The sequence below is a fragment of the Limnohabitans sp. genome (assembly GCF_031538885.1).
GTDB lineage: Bacteria > Pseudomonadota > Gammaproteobacteria > Burkholderiales > Burkholderiaceae_C > Limnohabitans.
Window position 1 is genome coordinate 1 of sequence record NZ_JAVKLW010000100.1, and the last position, 20,714, is coordinate 20,714.

The following is a 20,714-nucleotide window of genomic DNA, read 5'->3' on the forward strand; positions in this document are numbered from 1 at the left end:
ACCGTGACGGATGAGGAATTGACTATGATTGAAAACCGATTGAATCACCGCCCCAGAAAGCGACTAGGATTCAAGACACCTCACGAGGTATTCCATGCCTCGTTAAAGCGTGTTGCACTTCGTCCTTGAATCCGCCAAATGAACATCTCACAATCAACTGTCGCAATCATTGGGCTCGGCTACGTGGGCTTGCCCCTTGCCGTTGAATTCGGCAAACAGCGGGCAACCATTGGTTTTGACATTAACCAAGCGCGTGTTGCCGAGCTGCAATCTGGCCAAGACCACACGCTGGAATGCAGCCCTGAGGACCTGCGTAGCGCTGCGCACTTGCGCTACAGCGCCACTGTGCAGGACTTGTGTGAGGCGAGGGTTTTTATTGTGACTGTGCCCACACCCGTCGATCAAGCCAATCGTCCGGATATGACTCCTTTGGTGAAAGCCAGCGAAACCGTCGCTAAAGCACTAAAAGTAGGTGGTGTGGTGATTTATGAGTCCACCGTCTATCCTGGAGCCACTGAGGAGGTGTGCGTACCCGTACTTGAAAAGTTCAGCGGGCTTAAATTTAACCAAGACTTTTTCTGCGGCTACAGCCCTGAGCGCATCAACCCTGGTGACAAGGTCAACACCTTAACCACCATCAAGAAAATCACCAGTGGCAGCACACCCGAGGTGGCGGATGCGGTGGATGCTTTGTACCAACAGATCATCAAGGCGGGTACTTGGAAAGCCAGTAGTCTCAAAGTGGCTGAGGCTGCTAAGGTGATTGAAAACAGTCAGCGTGACCTCAACATCGCTTTTGTGAACGAACTCTCGGTTATCTTTGACCGCATTGGCATTGACACACTTGAAGTGTTAGAAGCCGCAGGTAGCAAATGGAACTTTTTGCCATTTCGTCCAGGCATGGTGGGCGGGCACTGCATCGGAGTGGATCCGTACTACCTGACGCATAAAGCTGAGGAGCTAGGGTATCACCCGCAAGTCATCTTGGCAGGTCGCCGTATCAATGACGACATGGCGCGTTATGCTGCACAAGGCATCATCAAGCGCATGCTTCAAAACGGCATTGATGTGTCACGCAGCACGGTTGGCGTGATGGGCATTACGTTTAAAGAAAATTGCCCCGATATTCGCAATAGCAAGGTGGCTGACTTGGTCAAAGAGCTGCAAGGCTGGGGCGTCAATGTGATCGTTACCGACCCGTGGGCTAGCGCGGCTGAGGTGCAACATGAATATGGAATCGCCTTGGGGCAGATCGACTCAAACCACAAGGTAGATAGTCTCATCGTGGCTGTGGGACACCAAGAGTTTCGATCCCTCACGCCACAGCAGCTGCGCAGCCATTGCCATGGTGCGCATCAGCCTGTGGTCGGGGACCTTAAAAGTTTGTACAGCCGTCATGCGCTGGCAGATGCCGGCTTTACTGTTTTTCGTCTTTGATAATTTCAACCATGCAAATTTACACACCCATCACAGGTCGCAAACTGCGCCTTGCACTAGTTGGCTGCGGTCGCATAGCGGCCAACCACTTTGGTGCAATACAAAGCCACGCAGACCATGTTGAGCTAGTCGATGTTTGTGACATAGACCCAGTCGCACTCAAGTTGGCCGTAGAGCGCACTGGCGCTAAAGGACACGCCCAATTGGCAGATTTGTTGCGGGTCACAACGGCTGATCTGGTGGTTCTCACCACTCCCAGTGGCCTGCACCCACAGCAGGCCGTAGACGTTGCTAAAACAGGCAAACATGTGATGACCGAAAAACCTATGGCTACCCGCTGGCAAGATGGTTTGCGCATGGTCAAGGCCTGTGACGACGCAGCTGTTCGATTGTTTGTGGTCAAACAAAATCGGCGCAATGCAACTTTGCAACTGCTCAAACACGCGGTAGAGCAGGGCCGCTTTGGGCGCATCTACAACGTGGCGCTGAACGTGTTTTGGACGCGTCCACAAGACTATTACGATCAAGGCAACGGTTGGCGTGGCACCTGGGAGTTTGATGGCGGTGCTTTTATGAATCAAGCCAGTCACTACATTGACTTGCTCGACTGGATCATTGGCCCTGTCGAAAGCGTGATGAGCTACACCGCAACCCAGGCCCGTCATATTGAGGCGGAGGACAGTGGTGTGGCTGTTATCAAATGGCGTAGCGGCGCCATGGGGACGCTCAACGTCAGCATGCTCACCTACCCCAAGAACCTTGAGGGCTCAATCACCATCTTGGGTGAAAAAGGGACTGTCCGAGTAGGGGGCGTGGCCGTGAATGAAATACAAGCGTGGGAATTCGCTGATACACGGCCTGAAGACGAAGAGATCAAAAACGCCAGCTACGCAACAACGAGCGTTTATGGGTTTGGTCACCCGCTGTACTACGGCAACGTCATCCAAACATTGCGTGGGGAGGCCGAGGCTGAAACGGATGGGCGTTCAGGGTTGAAGAGCTTGGAGCTTCTAGTCGCCCTATATCGTTCGGCCAAAGATGGTACGAAGGTGTCGCTGCCACTGGAGTGCGGACCTTGAATTATTCAGGTGTGACTATTCACCCCAGTGCTATTGTTGACGACGGTGCGCAAATTGGCGAAGGCTCTCGCGTCTGGCACTTTGTGCATGTCTGTGGCAGGGCTCGTATCGGCAAGTGCGTTTCGCTCGGTCAAAACGTCTTTGTGGGTAACAAAGTCACCATCGGTGATAACTGCAAGATCCAGAACAATGTCAGCGTGTACGACAACGTCACCCTAGAAGAAGGCGTTTTCTGCGGCCCCAGCATGGTGTTCACCAACGTCTACAACCCACGTTCATTAATTGAGCGCAAAAATGAATATAGAGAAACCCTCATTAAAAAAGGCGCAACCTTGGGCGCCAACTGCACCATCGTCTGTGGTGTCACGGTAGGGGAATATGCTTTTGTGGGTGCGGGCGCCGTCATCAACAAAGACGTCAAGCCTTACGCGCTCATGGTGGGCGTTCCCGCCCGTCAAATCGGCTGGATGAGCGAGTTTGGCGAACAGATTCCACTGCCGGTGTGCGGGCAGGGCAAGTACACCTGCCCGCACACCGGCCAGAGCTATGCCCTGAATAGCAACCACTTATCACTCAAGTGATTTCAATGTAATCATTCAAATCGATTCGCCCCATCAAGTGGATATACAATAAAAAATGTATATCAAAAGGAGGTTGTGATGCAAGTCGCTAAATGGGGTAATTCGCTGGCGGTGCGTTTTCCAGCGCAGCTTGTGGCTGCCTTGCAGCTCAAAGAGGGCGAAGAGGTGGAATTGCACCTCTTGGGTGAGCGCCAGTTTGAGGTGAGCAAAAAACCAAGCCCTCCTGAATTGCTTGTCCGTCTGCGCCAGTTACGTGGGCGCTTGCCTGCAGACTTTCACTTCAACCGGTTAGAGGCGAACGAAGAAGCCTCATGAGTCAGGTCTTTCTCGACAGCAACGTGGTTTTGTATTTGCTCTCAGCCGACGCGTGCAAAGCAGACAAAGCAGAAGCCCTGCTGTCCCAGCAGCCGTACATCAGTGTGCAAGTGCTCAACGAGGTCACATCAGTCTGCCGCCGTAAGTTCAGCATGCCTTGGCCTGAAGTTCAAGACTTGTTGTTGGCCTTAAAGGCCAATTGCAAGGTGCTGCCTTTGACGGTCGATACCCATGCCCTAGCGGTGAGCATTGCCCAGCAGCACCAGCTATCCTTTTACGATGCCCACATTGTGGCTACAGCCATCCAAAGCAGCGCCAGCACTCTCCTGAGTGAGGACATGCACGAAGGGCTGGGTGTGGGCCCTATCAAAATTCAAAACCCGTTTGCGGTGCACTAAGCCATGGATATCACTTTCATCGACCTCAAAACCCAATACCTGCGCCTGAAGGTCGAGATTGACGCGGGCATTCAGCGCGTACTGGACCATGGCCAATACATCCTCGGCCCCGAAGTGGCCGAGCTGGAAGAAAAGCTGGCCGCCTACACCGGTGCCAAATATTGCATCACAGTTGCCAACGGTACCGATGCATTGCAAATCGCCCAAATGGCGCTAGGCATTGGCCCTGGCGATGAGGTCATCACTCCCAGCTTCACCTATATTGCCACCGCCGAAACTGTGGCGTTGCTCGGTGCCAAGCCGGTGTATGTGGACATTGACCCCCGCACTTACAACTTGAACCCTGCCTTAGTAGAGGCAGCCATCACGCCGCGTACCAAAGCCATCATTCCGGTCAGCTTGTACGGCCAGTGTGCGGACTTTGATGCCATCAACGCCATTGCAGCTAAACATGGCATACCTGTTATTGAAGATGCCGCCCAAAGCTTTGGTGCGACCTACAAAGGCCGCAAAAGCTGCAACCTATCGACCATTGCCTGTGCCAGCTTCTTCCCTAGCAAACCCTTGGGTTGCTACGGCGATGGCGGCGCCATCTTCACCAACGACGATGAACTGGCCAAAGTCATGCGTCAGATCGCCCGCCACGGACAGGATCGTCGCTACCACCATGTGCGTGTTGGGGTGAACAGCCGTTTAGACACTATCCAAGCCGCCATTCTGCTGCCCAAGCTTGCGGTGTTTGACAAAGAGCTGATCGCCCGCCAACAAGTCGCCGATACTTATAACACCCGCTTGTGTGGGAGCGGTCTCCGACAGCGAACAGCCGACGGCGACATAGCCAGTATCGTCACCCCCCATCTAGAACCTCACAACACCAGCGCCTGGGCTCAATACACCATCCAAGTGCCAGAACGGGAGGCCTTGCAAGAGCAACTCAAACAACTAGGCATTCCTACCGCAGTGCACTATCCCATCCCCCTGAACAAGCAACCTGCCGTGGCTGATGCCGCAGCTTGCTTGCCCGTGGGTGATGCGGTTGCGCAGCGGGCGATGAGTTTGCCGATGAGTGCGGTTCTCTCAGAGTCTGATCAACGCGAGATCCTGCGCCAGCTTGTTGCTTCAATTCCCTTGACGGCATGACAGCATTTCGGAACAAGCTCGTTGGCGCAGCCTGCATCCAAGCCAGCAGTCCAGTACTTCTACTGTTTCTAGCGCTTGTTGTATCACGTACTCAAGGGGCGGCTGCACAAGGCATATTCGCTACTGGAAAGTCTCTGATCGATTTGCTCGTCGCCTTCGGAAGCTTTGGTTTTGCCCAGAGCATCATCCATGCGATTCACCATTCTGGAGCAGATCGACGGCGTCTGCTCGTCTACTCATCTCTGTATTCTCTCGCGGTACTCATTTTTATTGCGGCAATGCTGCTGACGGTTTTCCCTCAGGACTTGGCGAGTACTTTCGAAAGTGCTCTCCTGCTTTCATTCTGCGCTGTTGCTATCATTTTCAATAACCTCTCCCGTGCGGTACTTTTGACGGTTTATGACGGCAATGCATTTTCTTGGCACACGGTACTACCCAGCGTAGCCTTTTTCGCGGTCTTTTTAGTAGCATCCACCGCCGGAGTTTCGATTGCAATATCCTTTCCTGAACTCAGCGCGATTGTTGCTCTCATTGTTGTGATCGGTTCATTAATATTTATGTTTCTTTTTGCTGATCTAGGGCCAGTTGCCTCAGTCAAATTACCTTGGGCATCTCTCCTTAAAAACGGCTTAGATGCTTTCATTCAGCAAGTTCTGATCGTTTCTCAAACCTACTTAAGTCTGTATTTATTACAGAAATACGCTGTAGATACAAGAGAACTTGGTTGGCTCAGTGTTGGCATTATGGTTTATCAAGCTATTGGACTTCCGCTGCAGATGGTTGGTCCGATGTTGGTCAATCGTTGGGTGAGTCGCGACGATTTTAGTATCAACTCCACCGAGATTACTCGTGTAATGCTGATTTGTGTACGAGTTGGAGTCCTCGCGATTATTGCTTCGCCGATTGTTTTTTATATCATTCCGGTCATCTTTGGGACTGATTTTTCAAGCGCATCCAGTGTGGCAGCAATAATGTTTTTGGGGGCTTATCCAATTTTAATCGGTCGAGCTTGTTCCACTATTGCTGTTTCTGCTGGGAGATTTCGCGCGAACGCGCAACAGGCGGCACTGAGAATATTTTCAACTATGTTTTTGTGCTTTTTGTTTAGCCAATTTTATGGTCTTCATGCCTGGGTAGTGGCGGTATGCTGGATAGGCGCGGAGATGATTTCAGCACTTTATATTAGCCGACAAATGAGTAATATTACTTTGATTCCATTGATCAATCTTTGGATCGGACGAGCAAAAGCACAAGAAAGTTTAACACAGGAAATTTAATTATGAAATCTACACGGGTACATCGAGCTGATATCACTTCGGAACAATATAAGTCCATTCCCATTCATGCGGCGAAAGGGTTGCATGAAGTTGTGATGGGTGTTATTTCACACAGATTTGAGCAAAAACGCACCGTTCTTGAGTTGGCTGCTGGATCGGGTGCCTTAACCCAAAGGATGATCGATGGGGGATTTTTTGTGGACCCCGTCGATCTATCGAGTAAAGGTTGGCGCGTTACCTCGATACAGCCCACAGTAGCGGATTTCAACGTTTCGGGGTGGCAATCAAAGTTGAGCGAGCTGAAATACAGCCAAATCGTGGCTATAGAGGTTATTGAGCATTTAGATAATCCGCGTCAGTTTTTACGCGACTTATACGCGCTGCTTGAGCCGGGCGGGAAACTTCTGGTGACAACGCCGAATCCAGTGTCGGCGATGTCCGTCGCTCTATCAATGTTTCAGGAGAGATACTATGTCTTCGATCGGAACTGTTATTTTTCTACCGGGCATGTGACGTTGATTCCCTCTTGGATGCTGGGTTGTCACGCAGAGGAGGCGGGGTTTAAAGTGATAGAACTAACTAGCATCTGCGAACCTCACTTCAATGCCCGGTGGAAATCGATGGTGTTTTTCCTATGGCGCCTGATGATTGCCGCATGTAGGGGATCCTCAAAGATGAATAAACAGATTACGCTTGCCATTTTTGAGAAATAATTTTGAAGCTTAGATTCACACGTAAAAAAGATGCCCGTGGCTGATGGTATGAGTAATCTGGTGAAGCGTTCATTTGACGTCGATCGAGCAGGATTGGGGCCGCTACCTCCTGCCACATATGCAATATTATTTGCATTAATCGGTCCAGCTTTGGGTTATGGAGGTATATACGTTAGCCACTTCTGCATAATTATCTACTTTGGCTGGTTATTACTGTTGCCACGTTCAATAGAAAGTACTGTCTTGTCTTCGTCCGCTATGGGTGAAATCTTGCTAGGAGCAACGATTCTCTTGTATTGCTTATTGAGTCTAGGTTGGAGTCAAGATCCTGCGCCAGTATTAATGAATTTTATGATGTTGTTGCTTTCTTTTGCGACTTTTTCCATGGCAGCAATAACAACAAGCCGCACACTGCTGCTGAGTGAATCTATTCGGGCTCTAAAGATTTATTTCTTAATATTGACTGCTGCTTGCGCTGTTGAGATGTTATCGGGTTGGCGATTTCCAATATCAAGATATTCAAGTTTTCAGGGGAATCTGGATAATATTGATATCGCGCCAATGTTGTTGAATGTACCAACAGCTTTTTATGGTAACCAAAACAATTTGGCGCTGATGTGCGTATGCGCCATCCCGCTCGCTGCTTTATTCGCAAACTCTGCATTTAGATATTTTGTCGTTGGTTCGGTTAGTTTTATCATCGTTATGAGCGGATCTCGTATTGCGTTCGCCGTCCTGATTTTGCAGTGGTTGATTTTATTGGTAGCTAGGGCGAAGAAATATTTGGTGCTGCTTGGAGTTGCTGCTTTTGCTATTTATCTTTCGATGAGCGCTGTGCTGGCGGACATGCCGGTCTGTGGCGAATACTTGCCAGACAGGGTTTGCATCGTCACCAATGTCATTGCTGAGAACCTTGAATTGAACGAACTTGCAGCTGGATCGGACTCCATTGGTGTCCGCGTCAGCTTGTCCCTGCAAATTTGGAATCTTTGGATCGCAAGACCTTGGTTTGGCGTAGGCCCTGGCCGCCTAGAAAGTTTGATTTCTGCCGAACATTTTCAAGCGGGAGCGATTACTAATCCTCACAACCCTCCTCTCGAGATCCTTGCAGAGTACGGGATCGTGGGTGCGCTCCCATGGATTTCTGCTTGGCTTCTCATGTTGCGTGCACTATCGAATATTCCAGACCAAAGGTTGAGGCGGAACTTTGTTTTGATTGGCTTGATGGCTCCGATTGCATCGATCACAGTTAGTTCGGTCTATTTCTTTACCGCTTTCTGGGCGCTCATGGGTGTGGTGCTCGGCTTGGCTCGACGGTTGATAATTCCGAAAGCATCGGAAAGGCCATTGTGACCCATGCTTGCAGCCGGGAATTGGTGGCTAATTTAAATGATTTTCCATCTACGAACCACCGCTAGTGGCAGAGACTGCTATCAGCACATGCGAGCAATCGACACGAAAAAGGAGATATTGATTGAAAGTCTTTCTACTTGGCCCAGCGAATTCAATTCATATGCAGCGTTGGGTGCATGGTCTTAGTGCGCGTGACTTGCAAATTACTCTTGTTACTCAACACGTTGACGATGCTTATGTCCCTCCATCTAATGTCCGACTGTTGCAGTTGCCATTCTCTGGTTCCAGGGGTTATTTCTTGAATGCGTGGCATTTAGCTCGAATGTTGAAGCGTGAGCGGCCCGATTTAGTTAATGCACATTACGCGAGTGGTTATGGAGCTCTATCTGCCTTGGTTAACTTTCAGCCAATAATTCTATCCGTCTGGGGTAGTGACGTTTACGATTTTCCGTACAAATCCCCTCTGCACCGTTGGGGTGTGGTGTCCAACCTTCAAGCAGCTGATGCCATCGCCTCTACCAGCCATTGCATGGCGGAGCAAACGCGTAGCCTCGTGCCTAGCCTTGGCGAGATAGCGATCACCCCGTTTGGCGTGGATTGCAGGCATTTCACACCACAGGCGCGAGAAACACGGACTGCAGACTCCCCTTTGGTGATTGGCACCGTCAAAACACTGTCACCCAAATACGGCATAGATGTATTGATTCGTGCATTTGCTTTGGCGCGTCGTGCCTTGGCGCAAATAGACGCTGACTTGTCCAATCGTTTGCACTTACGCATTGTGGGCGGTGGCCCAGATGCAGCCGTCTTGCAACAGTTGGCGAATCAGCTTCAGGTCGCCGAAGTTGTGGAATTTGTGGGTCCAGTGACACATGACCAAGTGCCCGCAGAATTGCACAAGTTCGATATTTTTGTGGCGTTGAGCCGGAGCGAGAGCGAGAGCTTTGGAGTGGCCGCTATAGAGGCCAGTGCCGTTGGGTTACCCGTGGTGGTGTCAGATGCTGGGGGCTTACCCGAGGTGGTATTACACGGACAAACTGGTTTGGTGGTTCCCAAAGAAAATGCGCAAGCGGCTGCCGATGCGTTGTTGCAACTGATTCAAAGTCCAGCGCTGCGCCAACAGTTGGGCAGTGCAGGTCGCGCCCATGTGTTGGCCAATTATTCCTGGGATGCGTGCGTGCAGCACATGATCGCCGTGTATGAGCGGGTTATCGCTAAACACCAGAAAACCTGAATGAAACAATCGCTTGCCACGAGCTGGCGATTGCTTTGATGCGAAAATTTAACTTTTTAAAAGTGCTCGGTTCAATGACGAGCCGCATGCTCGAGCAGGTTGAAAAAGTCTTGCTGGCAGAAAAGCCTGATGCAGTTCTGGTGTACGGCGACACCAATCCGACTTTGGCTGGGGCGCTGGCTGCCGCCAAGCTGCACATTCTGGTGGCGCATGTAGAGGCCGGTTTGCGCAGCTTCAACATGGCCATGCCTGAAGAAATTAACCGCATCCTGACTTACCGTGTGCCCTGCGTGACCTTGCGCGACGAAACAGAATGGGTGGAGCTGGTGGATGCAGGTTGGAACTGTCTTGTGCCACCGCTGAGCGCCAATGCAGTGCAAGCAGCCGTTTTGAACGCAGTGGGTCAGCGCGGGGCGGATGTGCAGCCTTATGGGACGGGGGGTGCGGCGCAGCGTATTGTTCAGCGGTTGTTAGATGGCTTGACTTCGTGAATATTCTGTTGATCAATCACTACGCGGGTTCGCCCCAGCATGGCATGGAGTTCAGGCCTTATTACCTAGCGCGTGAGTGGGTGAGGGCTGGACACAAGGTGCGAATACTCGGGGCTGATTTCTCGCATGTGCGTTCTCATCAGCCTAAGCGCAACTTTGGTGCGCAAGCTACTTGGTGCGAATCTATTGAAGGTATTGATTACCAATGGTTCGCGACACCAAAGTACAAGGGTAATGGAGTTTCTCGGGTTCGTAACATTGCTACTTTTTTGGGGCGTGTTTTTTTTGCGTCACGTCAGATTTCGGATGAATTTAAACTAGATGTAGTCATAGCTTCTAGCACTTACCCGATGGACATATGGTTGGCGCGTCGTTTTGCTAAATTGGCAAATGCCAAGCTGATCTTCGAAGTCCATGACTTGTGGCCGCTTTCGCCAATTGAAATTGGTGGCATGTCTCCTTCGCACCCATTTATTAGACTGTGCCAAGCAGCTGAAGATGCGGCTTATAGAGATGCCGACTTGGTCGTCTCAATGCTGCCGAATGTTGCAGCACATGCAGCACAAAAAGGCCTTCCACTGGAGCGTCTGGTGGTCGTCTCCAATGGGGTTTCTTTGGATGACTGGGAGGACAAAGTTCCTGCCCCTGTGCGCGAAGACATACGTGCCGCCATTGATGCCGCGCACGCAGTCGGGCATTTGGTTGTGGCCTATACCGGTTCGCACGGATTGCCAAATGCTTTGGATACCTTGTTGGACGCGGCGGCTCTTTTACGCAACGAGGAATTGACCTTTATCTTAGTCGGTGATGGTCACGAACGCCTCCGTTTGCAAGCGCGTTGTCGTGTTGAGGGTTTGATCAATGTTCAGATGTTTGACCCCGTACCAAAGGCGCAGATGGTTGCATTGTTGGCATCTGTCGACATGGCCTATCTCGGGGCGCCCAAGCACCCGATATACAGGTTTGGGGTGTCCCCAAACAAAATGATCGATTACATGATGGCTCGTGTGCCGATTCTTTACGCTATTGAGGCGGGGAATGATCCGGTGGCTGAGGCTGGTTGTGGCTTGGCGGTGCTAGCAGAAGCATCTATAGACTTGGCAAAGTCAATTCGTGAGTTGGCTTCGCTATCGCCCAGTGCGCGTATGGCTATGGGTGAAAAGGGGAGATCTTATGCACTGGCCCATCACACGTACGATGTGTTGGCTGCGAAGTTTATAAAAGCTGTGGAGAAGATAGGTTTAAGAAAATGAAACTAATAAAAACGATTTTGATACTTGCTCCCCATACCGACGATGGTGAGTTTGGGTGTGGTGGCACGATTGCAAAATATGTAGCAAAGGGGGTGCGTGCGGTTTATGTGGCATTTTCTGCCGCCGAGCAATCAGTTTTGCCGCATTTGCCGCGTGATATTCTTCGCACTGAGGTACGCAAGGCCACAGCTGCGTTGGGCATTGCTGACGAAGACTGCTTGGTGTTTGATTTTGAAGTCCGGCGATTTCCGGAATTGCGGCAGTCAATTCTCGACAAGATGATTGAGTTAAGTCGCAAGTATCAGCCGGATATGGTGTTTCTGCCCAGTGCTAACGATACACATCAAGACCATCAGATCATTGCTCAGGAAGGTTTTCGTGCATTCAAACGAACTACGATGCTGGGTTATGAGGTGCCGTGGAATAACCTCGATTTTCGGACCAGCTGTTTTGTTGATTTATCTGAAGAAAATCTTAAAGTGAAAATTCGCGCCGTCGGCATGTACGAATCACAAAAACACCGTGACTATGCAAGCGCCGAATTTATAGGTAGTTTGGCTTTGACACGTGGGGTTCAGATTGGTAAACGTTATGCGGAAGCATTTGAGGTGGTGAGATGGGTCATAAGTTAAAGCAAAAAGTATCGGCATCTGAAATAGCCCAATGGGGTGGTTTAAAGTTACGGGGCGAAGATTTCACGGTAGAAAGTGTGGCTCCGCTATCACACCGCGGGGATGGTGTTTTGTGTTTTGCAAAGGCTATTCCAGATCAGTCAGTGCTTGATAATTCGATCCTGATTGCACACGAAGCTGCAGCCGAAAAATCACTTTGCGTTTTGGTCGCTGCTAACCCTCGTTTGGCATTTGCTAGGGCGCTAGATCAAATTGAAAAAAATGTCGGCTTTGTACGGCCTAATGCCGAACCGGTTATTCACCCAAGCGCTCAAGTCAGTCCTCAGGCTTTTATAGCACCTGGTGTCGAAGTCGGCCCACGAAGCGTTGTGTTGCCGTTTGCCTTCATTGGCGAGGGGACACGTATTGGGGCAGATTGTGTTATTAAATCAGGCGCGGTTATTGGGCAAGATGGCTTTGGATTTGAGCGGGATGAAGACGGTTTGCCATTAAGACTTGTTCATTTGGGCTATGTCGTGATAGGTAACGATGTGGAGGTGGGCAGTTTGACCACTGTGTGCCGGGGTACTCTGGGTAACACCGTGATTGAAGATCATGCCAAGGTGGATGACCATGTGCATGTTGCTCATAACGTTCACATTGGTGTGGGAGCCATGGTGGTTGCTTGCGCAGAATTAAGTGGTGGTGTTGTTTTAGGTCGTGGATCGTGGATCGGGCCAAACTCTTCAATCATCCAGCAGAAGCGAATTGGTACTGGTGCACTAGTCGGTATTGGTTCAAACGTTCTTAAGGACGTTCCTGATAGGGTAACGGTTGCGGGTAACCCCGCGCGAATTTTGATTTCAAAAAGTTGAAATTACAAAACTAAGAGCCAATGATGAACGATACATTTTTACCTTTTGCCCTCCCCGAAATCGGTGAAGAAGAAATTGCCGAAGTGGTGCAGGCCCTGCGTTCCGGTTGGGTTACTACGGGCCCCAAGACCAAGCAGTTTGAGTCTGACTTTGCTGCTTACTTGGGCGGTGGCGTAGAGGCGATTGCCGTCAATTCGGCCACGGCGGGTCTGCACCTAGGCCTGGAGGCCATGGGCATTGGCCCTGGCGATGAGGTCATCACTACCACGCACACCTTCACGGCCACGGCCGAGATCATTCGTTACTTGGGCGCTGATCCAGTGTTTGTGGATGTGGATGCCGACACGCTTTGCATCAATGTAGATGCTGTGGCGCGGGCGATGACGCCACGGACCAAGGCGATCATTCCCGTACACTTTGCCGGTCGTTCTGCCGATATGACGCGCTTGTTGGCTTTGGCCAAGCAGCATGGCCTCAAGGTGATGGAGGATGCGGCGCATGCCTTGCCCACCACTTGCGATGGTGCGTTGATTGGCACGCTGGCCAGCGATGTGACGGTGTTCAGTTTTTACGCCAACAAGACGATCACCACCGGTGAGGGGGGCATGCTGGTGACCCGTGACCCAGAGATTGCCAAACGCGCCCGCGTGATGCGGCTGCACGGCATCAATCGCGATGCGTTTGACCGATTTACATCCAAAGCGCCTAGTTGGTATTACGAGATCGTGGCACCTGGCTTCAAATACAACATGACGGACATTGCGGCGTCGATGGGCATTCACCAGCTCAAAAAGGCCAATGCGTTTCAGCAAAAGCGGGCCCACATTGCCGCGTTGTACGACGAGGCTTTGGCGGGTTTGCCCATCATTCGTCCGCCGCATGCGGCAGCGGGCGATATGCATTCGTGGCATTTGTATGTGACGCAGCTGGCCGATGGCGCAGGCGTGGCGCGTGATGTGTTCATTGAGCGCATGTTTGAGCAGGGCATTGGTTGCAGTGTGCACTACATCCCGCTGCATTTGCAGCCTTATTGGCGCGACACTTACAAGCTGACCCCTGAGATGTTCCCTGTGAGTCAGCGTGTTTTCGAACGCACGGTGTCGTTGCCTTTGTACACCCGCATGACTGATGCAGATGTCGTGCGTGTGGTGAATGCAGTCAAAGTTGCATTGAAGTGATGGTCAAGCGGTTATTTGATTTGATCGCCAGTACATTGGGCTTGTTGCTACTCTGGCCCGTCTTTGTGGTCGTCGCTGTATTGATTAAATTAGAGTCTTCGGGGCCTGTGTTTTTTAGGCAAGAGCGAATAGGGCAGTTTGGCAAACCATTTCGCATTCACAAGTTCAGAACCATGGCTTCTGATGCTGAAAGCCGAGGGCCTAAGATCACCGTTGGGCAGGACCGCCGTGTTACACGTGTCGGCAGTTTTTTACGTCGATACAAAATAGACGAATTGGCGCAGTTGATTGACGTTGTGGTGGGGCGTATGAGTTTGGTTGGACCAAGGCCAGAGGTCCCCCAGTATGTAGACTGCTATCCGCCAGAGATAAAGGACATCGTTTTATCAGTGAAGCCAGGTATTACCGATTGGGCGTCCATTGAGTACAAAGATGAAAGCACAATCTTAGGTGCCGCGTCAGATCCGCAGAACGCTTATGTCAATGAAGTGTTGCCAGTCAAATTACGTTACTACGTGGAGTACGTACAAAATAGTTCGTTCATCGGCGATCTGCTTATTATTTTTTCAACACTCCGAGTGATTATTGCGCGATGAAAACTCATCCCCATCCTCGATTGCAAGAAACTAACAATCAAGTTTTGACAAATTTCCTCCTAAGACTACCTCGATCTGCAAAACGATCTTTGGCATTAGGTGCCGATATATTGCTTTGCGCAATCACGGTATGGATGGCGTTTGATTTGAGGCTCGAGTCATGGACGCCTTGGACGCATGCACATTTCACAGCTTTTCTTGGCTCTGTGGCATTTGCGTTGCCGTTGTTCATTGTTTTCGGTTTGTACCGCGCTATTTTTCGATATGCTGGACTGCCCGCGTTATTGACGGTCTTAAAAGCAATTAGTATCTACGCCGTAATTTATGGCTTCGCCTTTACCCTTGTCAGCGTACCGGGGGTGCCGCGTTCAGTGGGTGTGCTTCAGCCCTTGTTATTGCTCCTAGGCGTCACCCTATCTCGGGCATTTATACGTTATTGGCTGGGTGGTACATATCAAGGCCTTTGGGGGCGCGATAGTTTGCCTCGTGTCTTAATTTACGGCGCGGGTTCGGCGGGGCGTCAGCTTGCTGCGGCACTGAAAACCAGTTCGCAGTTAGTGGTGGTGGGCTTGCTTGATGACGATAGTCGTTTGCACAAGCAAGTATTGAATGGTCTAAAAATATACGACCCTCAAACTATTTTGAGCTTGGCAGCCAAACTACGAGTGACGCAGGTGTTCTTGGCTATGCCGTCGGCATCACGAGCAAGACGCAATGAAATTCTGGATTTGGTGCGTGCCTCTCATGTGCAAGTGCGGACCTTGCCAGGCGTGATGGGCTTGGCCCAAGGCAAGGTGCAAGTGTCCGACTTGAAAGAGCTGGACATTGAGGATTTGCTGGGGCGCGACCCCATACCGCCGAACCCCTTGATATTCGCCAAAAATATCAAAGGCAAGGTGGTGCTGGTGACGGGGGCGGGCGGCTCTATTGGCTCGGAGTTGTGCCGACAGATTGTGAACTTGGCCCCCACTACTTTGCTGCTGCTCGAGTTGACAGAGTTTGCGCTTTACACCATAGAGCAAGAGCTGAAAGTGTTGATAAGCCAAATGACCACTGCTGCTGGAGCACCTGTGTCATTGGTTCCTTTGCTCGCCAATGTGCGTGATGATGCACGCATGGCCGAAATTTTCCGCGCATGGAAGCCACATACGGTGTATCACGCTGCTGCCTATAAGCACGTGCCCTTGGTGGAGCACAACCCAGCAGAGGGAATCAAAAACAATGTGCTGGGGACCTTGACCACGGCGATGCAAGCGGTGGATCACGGCGTATCCGATTTTGTTCTCGTCAGTACCGACAAGGCGGTTCGTCCAACCAACGTCATGGGTGCCAGCAAGCGCTTGGCTGAAATGGTGTTGCAAGCGCAGGCCGATGTGATGGCACAAGCAGGTCATAAGACATGCTTCAGCATGGTGCGCTTTGGCAATGTGCTGGGGTCTTCGGGCTCTGTTGTGCCCCTATTTCGGCGGCAGATCAAAGACGGTGGCCCGATCACGCTGACGGATGAACGGATCACCCGCTATTTCATGACGATTCCTGAAGCCGCGCAGTTGGTGATTCAAGCCGGTGCGATGGCCAGTGGTGGCGATGTCTTTGTGCTCGACATGGGTGAGCCCGTGAAGATTGCTGACTTGGCTAAGCGCATGGTGGAGTTATCTGGTCTTGGCCTCAAGGACGAGGCCAATCCGAATGGCGATATTGAGATGCAGGTCACAGGTTTACGCCCGGGCGAAAAGCTCTATGAAGAGTTGCTGATTGGTGACAATCCTTTGCCAACCATTCATCCTCGTATCATGAAAGCCCATGAAGATTTTTTACCTTGGGCTGAGTTGCAACGCAAGCTAGCCGCGTTGAGCCTAGCGTTGGATGTCAACGACGTACCGCAAATCCGCACATTGCTGCAAGACCTCGTGAGTGGCTACCAGCCAGAGGGTGATGTGGTGGACTGGGTGTATTTAACTAAAACCAATGAATCAAATTAATACACAACGATGTTGAAAGCGACCATGACAGCTTATCAATCACGTTGGCATGAGAAGGCTGCAATTGCTGTTGTGTGGCTGTTCGGATGTTCCTTATTCACTTCTGTGGCCTTGAGCAATATTGCAGTTTTAGGCCTTGTATTGCTCGCCCCATTTGCATGGCGCAAGTTTGGTAAAAAAACCCAATCCCTTTCATCAGATACAAAGGTGTTTTTAGGTTTGATACTTGTGCTCTGCGTGTGGGATGTGCTGACTAATCTGATGGCAGGCTTCAGCATGGGGGCCTCACTCAAAGCCTTGTTGCATGACATGCGAACGCTCGGTTTTGTCGTTGTACTGTGGGCTATTTTCGCTAATCCTTATCTGGCACGGGCTGCTTTTTGGGCTGTGTGTGTCGCGGTCTTGGTGCTGGCGTCGATCAACTTTTTGTTGACTTTGATGGGGCGTTTACCGCAAGGTGCGTATTTCACAAAAGGGTTCATGCATATGTCGCACATGTCGCACATGTATGGCCAAGCACTTGTGGGGTTGGTTTTGGTGTTGGCGCAAATGTGGCTGGTGCGACCTAACCTGTCATGGCGAGTCTGGGTTCCCATGGCGTTGTTGATTTTGTCCTTGTTTTTGGCAAGCGAGCGGCGTACGGGCTATGTGCTTTTGTTGGCAGGCTTCGGTCTCTGGGCGGTTCTGAATGCGAAGCGGTTCAGTGTGAGTCAGTACAAATGGTGGTTTTTGTTGGCTGCTTTAGTTGTGGTGATCGGTGCTGCAAGTTCTGGTGTTGTCCACAGACGCATGGCACTGGCTTTGATGGAAGTGAACGAGTATCTTGCAATGTCGCCCCAAGAGCGGGTAAGCGCAGTGGGTGCTGTACGAATTCGCATGCAATATGTCAGTACCGTACTTGAGGTTATCAAGCAAAGCAATTGGTGGATCGGTATTGGCAGCATAGACCTGCCAAACGCATACCAAGCAGCGGCCTCAAAGCTGGGCCTTGAACCTGATTCATACGCTTGGAGTAAATACAACTGGAGCAACCCCCACAACGAATACCTCTTCATGTTGGCCACCAAAGGCGTGGTTGGATTGATTTTTTACTTAGCCATATTTGCGCAAGCCTGTCGTGTGGCATGGCGTAAGACAGACGAGGTGCAGCGCGTCGGCTTGGTGGTGTTTGTCTTCTTGTTCATGCTCAGTATCACCACCAACTCCATGATGGTTGACATGGAAGAGGGACACTTCACGATGTTGATCTTGCTGATTTTCTTGGCGCCTAAATCGTTGGATTTATTAGGTGCGACCAAAGAACCACAACCTACAACTGCATCTGCGTAAAGTAAAGCGAATCAAATGACCATTCTCGTCACTGGCTGCGCCGGCTTCATCGGCAGTAATTTTGTCCATACATGGTTGTCATCGTCAGATGAGCTCGTGGTGAATTTGGACAAGCTCACGTACGCAGGCAATTTAGAAAACCTCAAACCATTGGACGGCGACCGTCGCCATGTGTTCGTGCAGGGCGATATAGGCGACCGTGTTTTGGTGGGGCAATTGTTGGCCGAGTACAAACCACGCGCCGTGCTCAACTTCGCAGCAGAAAGCCATGTGGACCGATCCATCCACGGCCCCGGTGACTTTATCCAAACCAACGTGGTGGGCACCTTCAATTTGCTAGAAAGCGTGCGTGCCTATTGGCAAGACCTGCCGCAAGCGGACAGGCAAGTTTTTCGCTTTTTGCATGTCTCGACCGACGAGGTCTATGGCACCCTGTCCCCGACCGACCCGCCTTTTGCTGAAACCAAGGCCTACGAGCCCAACAGCCCCTATTCCGCCAGCAAAGCGGCGAGTGACCACTTGGTGCGTGCATGGCACCACACCTATGGCTTGCCCGTGCTGACCACCAATTGCAGCAACAACTACGGGCCGTATCACTTCCCTGAAAAGCTCATCCCCTTGGTGCTGCTCAACGCCCTCGCTGGCAAGCCCCTGCCTATTTATGGCGATGGTCAGCAAGTGCGTGATTGGCTGTATGTGCAAGACCATTGCCGCGCCATTGCACGCGTGTTGGAGGCCGGCCAAGTCGGCGAGACCTACAACATTGGCGGCTGGAACGAGAGGCCCAACTTAGAGGTGGTCCACACCCTGTGCGCGGTGCTGGATGAGTTAAAGCCTCGTGCAGATGGCAAACACTACGCAGACCAAATCACCCACGTCAAAGACCGCCCTGGCCATGACCGTCGCTATGCCATCGATGCCCGCAAGATTGAACGTGAGTTGGGTTGGACGCCGCAAGAAACGTTCGAGACAGGTATTCGAAAAACCGTGGAATGGTATTTAGCCAACCAAGCTTGGGTAGAGGGCGTGACCAGTGGCGCTTACCGCCAGTGGGTGGGCCAACAATATGGTGCCTGAGGTGGCTCATCGCATCTTGTTGCTCGGTGCGCAGGGTCAGTTAGGTCATAAATTGAACACCGCACTGCAACCGTTGGGTGAGGTCAAAGCTTTCACGCGCGCTGAACTTGACCTGAGCAACCCCACTGCCTTGCGTGCTGACTTGGCAGCGCTTGCACGCCATTGGCAACCCACCGTGGTGGTGAATGCTGCGGCTTACACCGCAGTTGACAAAGCAGAGTCCGAGCCGCAAGTTGCACACGCAGTCAATGCCCAATCTCCCGCTGTTTTGGCGCAGTTAGCCCATGCATGGGGGGCGATGTTGGTGCATTACTCGACCGACTATGTGTTTGACGGCGGTGGTCAGCGCTCGTGGCACGAAGACGATGCGACCAACCCTTTGTCTGTTTACGGTGCAAGCAAGCTGGCGGGCGAGCAAGCCATTGCGCAAGCCTGTCCTCGGCATTTGACGCTGCGCACCAGTTGGGTGGTCGGGGCGCACGGCAATAATTTTTTAAAAACCATGTTGCGCTTAGCGGCCGAGCGCGAGAGCTTGCGCGTGGTGGCCGACCAAATCGGCGCGCCCACTTCGACCGCTTTGTTGGCTCATGTCACGGTGCAACTGATACACGCCATGCAAGATGCGCAGGCTGCTGATCCGCGTTGGGGTGTGTATCACGTCGCGCCAAGTGGTGAAACCTCATGGCATGGTTATGCGCAACACATCATTGCCCAAGCGGTTGCCCGTGGTGCCGTTTTAAAAGCGTCACCATCTGCGGTCATGCCGATCACCACCGCAGAGTACCCCTTGCCTGCCCAGCGCCCCATGAACTCACGCTTAGATACAAGCAAACTCCAAAACACATTTGGCCTCACACTACCCGTTTGGTCGCAGGGTGTGGATGCCATACTTGATGAACTGTTGAAAAAGAAACCCCTATGACCCAACCACGCAAAGGCATCATCCTCGCAGGCGGCTCTGGCACACGCTTGTACCCTGTCACACAAGCGGTGAGCAAACAACTCGTGCCCGTGTACGACAAGCCGATGATCTACTACCCACTCACCACGCTCATGCTCAGTGGCATTCGCGAGGTGCTGATCATTTCAACGCCGCAAGACACCCCGCGCTTCACAGAGCTGTTGGGTGACGGCAGCCAGTGGGGCATGCACATTGAATATGCGGTGCAACCCAGCCCAGACGGCTTGGCGCAAGCCTTCATCATTGGCAAAAACTTTGTGGCTGACCATCCCAGCGCCTTGGTGCTGGGTGACAACATTTTTTACGGTCACAACTTGGTCAAGCAGCTTCACAACGCAGATGTACGCACCAGTGGTGCCAGTGTGTTTGCCTACCATGTGCATGACCCTGAACGCTATGGCGTGGTGGAGTTTGATGCCCAGTTCCATGCGCTCAGCATTGAAGAAAAGCCCGCCCAACCCAAAAGCAACTATGCCGTCACAGGCTTGTATTTTTACGACCAGCAGGTGTGTGACATTGCCGCCGCCGTCAAGCCCTCGCAGCGTGGCGAGTTGGAAATTACGGATGTCAACAAACGCTACCTGGAGTTGGGCCAATTGAATGTAGAAATCATGGGGCGTGGGTATGCGTGGCTAGACACAGGCACGCACGACAGCTTGCTTGAGGCCGCCAGCTTCATCGGCACTTTGCAAAAGCGACAAGGCTTGATGGTGGCTTGCCCCGAAGAAATTGCGTTTGGTTTGAAGTGGATTGACGCAGCAGCTTTGCAAAAACTCGCAGCCCCATTGGCTAAAAATGGCTACGGTCAATACCTGTTGAACTTGTTGAAATAAA

The 20,714-nt window shown here is 51.6% G+C and carries 21 protein-coding genes; all 21 read left to right on the forward strand.

Translation table 11 applies throughout. The features are described 5' to 3' along the window. Positions 1 to 138: 138 nt before the first annotated feature. Entirely contained in the window at positions 139 to 1,437 is a 1,299-nt protein-coding gene (locus tag RMS03_RS07970) for a nucleotide sugar dehydrogenase (protein ID WP_310626543.1), read from the forward strand. An 11-nt stretch (positions 1,438 to 1,448) separates the two neighbouring features. Next, the gene (locus tag RMS03_RS07975) at positions 1,449 to 2,516 is read left to right on the forward strand and encodes a Gfo/Idh/MocA family oxidoreductase (protein ID WP_310626544.1); all 1,068 of its coding nucleotides are present in this window, start codon (positions 1,449 to 1,451) and stop codon (positions 2,514 to 2,516) included. 11 nt (positions 2,517 to 2,527) lie between these two features. Beyond that, the gene (gene wbpD / locus RMS03_RS07980; RefSeq protein WP_310626588.1) at positions 2,528 to 3,097 is read left to right on the forward strand and encodes a UDP-2-acetamido-3-amino-2,3-dideoxy-D-glucuronate N-acetyltransferase; all 570 of its coding nucleotides are present in this window, start codon (positions 2,528 to 2,530) and stop codon (positions 3,095 to 3,097) included. A gap of 78 nt (positions 3,098 to 3,175) precedes the next feature. Then, the gene (locus RMS03_RS07985; RefSeq protein WP_310626545.1) at positions 3,176 to 3,412 is read left to right on the forward strand and encodes an AbrB/MazE/SpoVT family DNA-binding domain-containing protein; all 237 of its coding nucleotides are present in this window, start codon (positions 3,176 to 3,178) and stop codon (positions 3,410 to 3,412) included. Continuing rightward, positions 3,409 to 3,810: a PIN domain-containing protein gene (locus RMS03_RS07990; RefSeq protein ID WP_310626546.1), complete on the forward strand. Its 402-nt coding sequence runs from the start codon at positions 3,409 to 3,411 to the stop codon at positions 3,808 to 3,810. Before RMS03_RS07985 ends, RMS03_RS07990 begins: the two co-directional genes overlap by 4 nt. Before the next feature lie 3 nt (positions 3,811 to 3,813). Then, entirely contained in the window at positions 3,814 to 4,950 is a 1,137-nt protein-coding gene (locus RMS03_RS07995) for a DegT/DnrJ/EryC1/StrS family aminotransferase (RefSeq protein WP_310626547.1), read from the forward strand. Beyond that, positions 4,947 to 6,227: a hypothetical protein gene (locus RMS03_RS08000; protein WP_310626548.1), complete on the forward strand. Its 1,281-nt coding sequence runs from the start codon at positions 4,947 to 4,949 to the stop codon at positions 6,225 to 6,227. The genes RMS03_RS07995 and RMS03_RS08000 overlap by 4 nt, the downstream gene beginning before the upstream one ends. Before the next feature lie 2 nt (positions 6,228 to 6,229). Next, the gene (locus RMS03_RS08005; protein WP_310626549.1) at positions 6,230 to 6,940 is read left to right on the forward strand and encodes a class I SAM-dependent methyltransferase; all 711 of its coding nucleotides are present in this window, start codon (positions 6,230 to 6,232) and stop codon (positions 6,938 to 6,940) included. Positions 6,941 to 6,976: 36 nt separating this feature from the next. Beyond that, positions 6,977 to 8,293 carry an O-antigen ligase family protein gene (locus RMS03_RS08010; protein ID WP_310626550.1) on the forward strand — a complete coding sequence of 439 codons (1,317 nt, stop codon included), beginning with the start codon at positions 6,977 to 6,979 and terminating at the stop codon, positions 8,291 to 8,293. A 121-nt stretch (positions 8,294 to 8,414) separates the two neighbouring features. Then, entirely contained in the window at positions 8,415 to 9,527 is a 1,113-nt protein-coding gene (locus RMS03_RS08015; protein WP_310626551.1) for a glycosyltransferase, read from the forward strand. 74 nt (positions 9,528 to 9,601) lie between these two features. Continuing rightward, a complete protein-coding gene (locus RMS03_RS08020) occupies positions 9,602 to 10,018 on the forward strand; it encodes a UDP-N-acetylglucosamine 2-epimerase (RefSeq protein WP_310626552.1) in 417 nt (138 codons plus the stop codon). Beyond that, entirely contained in the window at positions 10,015 to 11,271 is a 1,257-nt protein-coding gene (locus RMS03_RS08025; RefSeq protein WP_310626553.1) for a glycosyltransferase family 4 protein, read from the forward strand. The genes RMS03_RS08020 and RMS03_RS08025 overlap by 4 nt, the downstream gene beginning before the upstream one ends. After that, positions 11,268 to 11,903: a PIG-L deacetylase family protein gene (locus RMS03_RS08030; RefSeq protein ID WP_310626554.1), complete on the forward strand. Its 636-nt coding sequence runs from the start codon at positions 11,268 to 11,270 to the stop codon at positions 11,901 to 11,903. Before RMS03_RS08025 ends, RMS03_RS08030 begins: the two co-directional genes overlap by 4 nt. Further along, on the forward strand, positions 11,888 to 12,757 hold the full coding sequence (locus tag RMS03_RS08035) for a hypothetical protein (protein WP_310626555.1): 870 nt from the start codon (positions 11,888 to 11,890) through the stop codon (positions 12,755 to 12,757). Before RMS03_RS08030 ends, RMS03_RS08035 begins: the two co-directional genes overlap by 16 nt. A 23-nt stretch (positions 12,758 to 12,780) precedes the next feature. Next, positions 12,781 to 13,935 carry a DegT/DnrJ/EryC1/StrS family aminotransferase gene (locus tag RMS03_RS08040; protein WP_310626556.1) on the forward strand — a complete coding sequence of 385 codons (1,155 nt, stop codon included), beginning with the start codon at positions 12,781 to 12,783 and terminating at the stop codon, positions 13,933 to 13,935. Further along, positions 13,935 to 14,531, forward strand: coding sequence for a sugar transferase (locus RMS03_RS08045; protein ID WP_310626557.1), 597 nt, complete (start codon positions 13,935 to 13,937; stop codon positions 14,529 to 14,531). The genes RMS03_RS08040 and RMS03_RS08045 overlap by 1 nt, the downstream gene beginning before the upstream one ends. Continuing rightward, complete coding sequence (locus RMS03_RS08050; protein ID WP_310626558.1) at positions 14,528 to 16,513, forward strand: nucleoside-diphosphate sugar epimerase/dehydratase; 1,986 nt, start codon at positions 14,528 to 14,530, stop codon at positions 16,511 to 16,513. The genes RMS03_RS08045 and RMS03_RS08050 overlap by 4 nt, the downstream gene beginning before the upstream one ends. 24 nt (positions 16,514 to 16,537) lie before the next feature. Then, entirely contained in the window at positions 16,538 to 17,842 is a 1,305-nt protein-coding gene (locus RMS03_RS08055; protein ID WP_310626559.1) for an O-antigen ligase family protein, read from the forward strand. A gap of 15 nt (positions 17,843 to 17,857) precedes the next feature. After that, entirely contained in the window at positions 17,858 to 18,919 is a 1,062-nt protein-coding gene (gene rfbB, locus RMS03_RS08060) for a dTDP-glucose 4,6-dehydratase (RefSeq protein WP_310626560.1), read from the forward strand. Continuing rightward, the gene (rfbD, locus tag RMS03_RS08065) at positions 18,909 to 19,841 is read left to right on the forward strand and encodes a dTDP-4-dehydrorhamnose reductase (RefSeq protein ID WP_310626589.1); all 933 of its coding nucleotides are present in this window, start codon (positions 18,909 to 18,911) and stop codon (positions 19,839 to 19,841) included. The genes rfbB and rfbD overlap by 11 nt, the downstream gene beginning before the upstream one ends. Continuing rightward, the gene (gene rfbA, locus RMS03_RS08070; RefSeq protein ID WP_310626561.1) at positions 19,838 to 20,713 is read left to right on the forward strand and encodes a glucose-1-phosphate thymidylyltransferase RfbA; all 876 of its coding nucleotides are present in this window, start codon (positions 19,838 to 19,840) and stop codon (positions 20,711 to 20,713) included. Before rfbD ends, rfbA begins: the two co-directional genes overlap by 4 nt. The last annotated feature ends 1 nt before the right edge of the window (position 20,714 follow it).

Coding starts and splice junctions, on each gene's coding strand:
- RMS03_RS07970 (WP_310626543.1), top strand. CDS start 139: ATGAACATCTCACAATCAACTGTCGCAATCATTGGGCTCGGCTACGTG.
- RMS03_RS07975 (WP_310626544.1), top strand. CDS start 1,449: ATGCAAATTTACACACCCATCACAGGTCGCAAACTGCGCCTTGCACTA.
- RMS03_RS07985 (WP_310626545.1), top strand. CDS start 3,176: ATGCAAGTCGCTAAATGGGGTAATTCGCTGGCGGTGCGTTTTCCAGCG.
- RMS03_RS07990 (WP_310626546.1), top strand. CDS start 3,409: ATGAGTCAGGTCTTTCTCGACAGCAACGTGGTTTTGTATTTGCTCTCA.
- RMS03_RS07995 (WP_310626547.1), top strand. CDS start 3,814: ATGGATATCACTTTCATCGACCTCAAAACCCAATACCTGCGCCTGAAG.
- RMS03_RS08000 (WP_310626548.1), top strand. CDS start 4,947: ATGACAGCATTTCGGAACAAGCTCGTTGGCGCAGCCTGCATCCAAGCC.
- RMS03_RS08005 (WP_310626549.1), top strand. CDS start 6,230: ATGAAATCTACACGGGTACATCGAGCTGATATCACTTCGGAACAATAT.
- RMS03_RS08020 (WP_310626552.1), top strand. CDS start 9,602: ATGACGAGCCGCATGCTCGAGCAGGTTGAAAAAGTCTTGCTGGCAGAA.
- RMS03_RS08030 (WP_310626554.1), top strand. CDS start 11,268: ATGAAACTAATAAAAACGATTTTGATACTTGCTCCCCATACCGACGAT.
- RMS03_RS08035 (WP_310626555.1), top strand. CDS start 11,888: ATGGGTCATAAGTTAAAGCAAAAAGTATCGGCATCTGAAATAGCCCAA.
- RMS03_RS08040 (WP_310626556.1), top strand. CDS start 12,781: ATGAACGATACATTTTTACCTTTTGCCCTCCCCGAAATCGGTGAAGAA.
- RMS03_RS08045 (WP_310626557.1), top strand. CDS start 13,935: ATGGTCAAGCGGTTATTTGATTTGATCGCCAGTACATTGGGCTTGTTG.
- RMS03_RS08050 (WP_310626558.1), top strand. CDS start 14,528: ATGAAAACTCATCCCCATCCTCGATTGCAAGAAACTAACAATCAAGTT.
- RMS03_RS08055 (WP_310626559.1), top strand. CDS start 16,538: ATGACAGCTTATCAATCACGTTGGCATGAGAAGGCTGCAATTGCTGTT.
- rfbB (WP_310626560.1), top strand. CDS start 17,858: ATGACCATTCTCGTCACTGGCTGCGCCGGCTTCATCGGCAGTAATTTT.
- rfbD (WP_310626589.1), top strand. CDS start 18,909: ATGGTGCCTGAGGTGGCTCATCGCATCTTGTTGCTCGGTGCGCAGGGT.
- rfbA (WP_310626561.1), top strand. CDS start 19,838: ATGACCCAACCACGCAAAGGCATCATCCTCGCAGGCGGCTCTGGCACA.